The organism is Plesiomonas sp., from assembly GCF_051650925.1.
Taxonomy (GTDB): Bacteria; Pseudomonadota; Gammaproteobacteria; order Enterobacterales; family CAMTGL01; genus Plesiomonas.
The window spans coordinates 1-1762 of record NZ_JBOFRH010000372.1; the positions used below are offsets into that span (position 1 = coordinate 1).

The 1762-nt window shown below is 52.2% G+C and carries 3 protein-coding genes; all 3 read left to right on the forward strand.

The window, feature by feature from the left end:
* Positions 1-366: ABC transporter permease subunit (locus tag ACRC27_RS08465; RefSeq protein WP_438639677.1), on the forward strand; the 366-nt coding region annotated here is incomplete at its 5' end.
* Positions 367-434: 68 nt separating this feature from the next.
* The gene (gene rbsB, locus ACRC27_RS08470; RefSeq protein ID WP_438639678.1) at positions 435-1322 is read left to right on the forward strand and encodes a ribose ABC transporter substrate-binding protein RbsB; all 888 of its coding nucleotides are present in this window, start codon (positions 435-437) and stop codon (positions 1320-1322) included.
* Positions 1323-1439: 117 nt separating this feature from the next.
* The coding region (locus tag ACRC27_RS08475) for a PfkB family carbohydrate kinase (protein ID WP_438639679.1) at positions 1440-1762 on the forward strand (323 nt) is incomplete at its 3' end.

Consider the following 1762-nt stretch of genomic DNA (forward strand, 5'->3'; position numbering starts at 1 on the left):
CTCGGTGGCAATGAGTCGGCGACCCGCTTATCGGGTATCAATGTTGATCGGGTAAAAATTGCGGTGTATGCCCTGTGCGGCATGCTGGCGGCACTGGCTGGTTTGATTGTCACCTCCCGCCTCTCTTCTGCGCAGCCGACAGCGGGTACGGGCTATGAGTTGGATGCGATTGCGGCGGTAGTACTGGGTGGCACCAGTTTAGCTGGCGGTAAAGGCCGGATCATGGGAACACTGGTCGGTGCGTTGATTATCGGCTTTTTGAACAACGCATTGAATCTGTTAGATGTCTCTTCTTATTACCAGATGATAGCAAAAGCCGTGGTGATTTTGCTGGCGGTTCTGGTGGATAACAAAAGCGGTAAATAGTGCGCAGTACGGCCTGTTTAACCCACGTTTTTACGTTACCTCTGATAATAATGATAAGGAATATAGCGATGAACATCAAAAAGTTAGCAACCTTCGTTTCTGCTGCCGTACTGAGTGCCACTCTGAGCGCAAATGCGCTGGCTGCCGATACCATTGCCATGGTGGTGTCGACACTGAACAACCCTTTTTTCGTGACCATGAAAGAGGGAGCAGAGAAAAAAGCCAAAGCGCTTGGTTACAACATCATCGTGCTCGACTCGCAAAATGATCCGGCAAAAGAGCTGGCGAATGTGGAAGATTTGACCGTGCGTGGCGTGAAAGTGCTGCTGATTAACCCAACTGACTCTGCCGCCGTTGCCAATGCCGTTGCCATGGCAAACCGCAGCAATATTCCGGTAATTACCCTCGACCGGGGTGCAGAAAAGGGCAACGTGGTTAGCCACATTGCCTCTGACAACGTCGCGGGTGGTAAAATGGCCGGTGATTTTATTGCTCAAAAAGTAGGTAAGCAGGCAAAAGTCATTGAATTGGAAGGCATTGCCGGTACATCAGCCGCCCGTGATCGTGGTCAGGGCTTTAAACAGGCAGTGGCAGAGCATCAGCTCAATTTACTGGCAGCTCAACCGGCAGATTTTGACCGCACTAAGGGCCTGAATGTGATGGAGAACCTGTTAGCGGCGCAGCCGACGGTACAGGCCGTATTTGCACAAAATGATGAAATGGCACTCGGTGCGCTGCGCGCGCTGCAAGCTGCGGGTAAAGATCAGGTGCTGGTGGTCGGGTTTGATGGTACAGAGGATGGGATCAAAGCCGTATCACGTGGTAAGTTAGGCGCAACCATTGCCCAGCAGCCTGAACTGATCGGTGAGATCGGGGTGGAAACTGCGGATAAAGTTCTGAAAGGCCAACCGGTTGATGCCAATATCCCTGTAGCCCTGAAAGTGGTTTCCGAGTAAACCCTGCTGCTGCGAATAGCGTCGTCACCGGTTTGCTATTCGCAGCCCCTCTTTTCCCGTCGTCAAATCGTGATAGGTTCAGGCAACGCAGGCACGATCCAACCAGAGAGTCATTGTATGAATAGCCGAAAATTAGTGGTCTTGGGCAGTGTGAATGCCGACCATATTCTGTCAGTAAACCATTTTCCACGTCCGGGCGAAACGCTGACTGGCCGCCATTACCAGATAGTATACGGCGGGAAAGGGGCGAATCAGGCCGTGGCCGCTGGGCGTTTAGGCGCTCAGGTTGGCTTTATTGCCTGTGTGGGCGATGATGACATTGGTCTGCGGATGCGCGAGCAATTTGTACGTGATGGTATTGATGTACAGGGTGTCAGCGCTATTCCGGGCATGAATACCGGCGTGGCGATGATTTTTGTCACTGAGCTTGGCGAAAACAG

What these genes read in the sequence shown, in the direction of transcription:
- rbsB (WP_438639678.1), top strand. Translation starts at nt 435, where the DNA reads ATGAACATCAAAAAGTTAGCAACCTTCGTTTCTGCTGCCGTACTGAGT.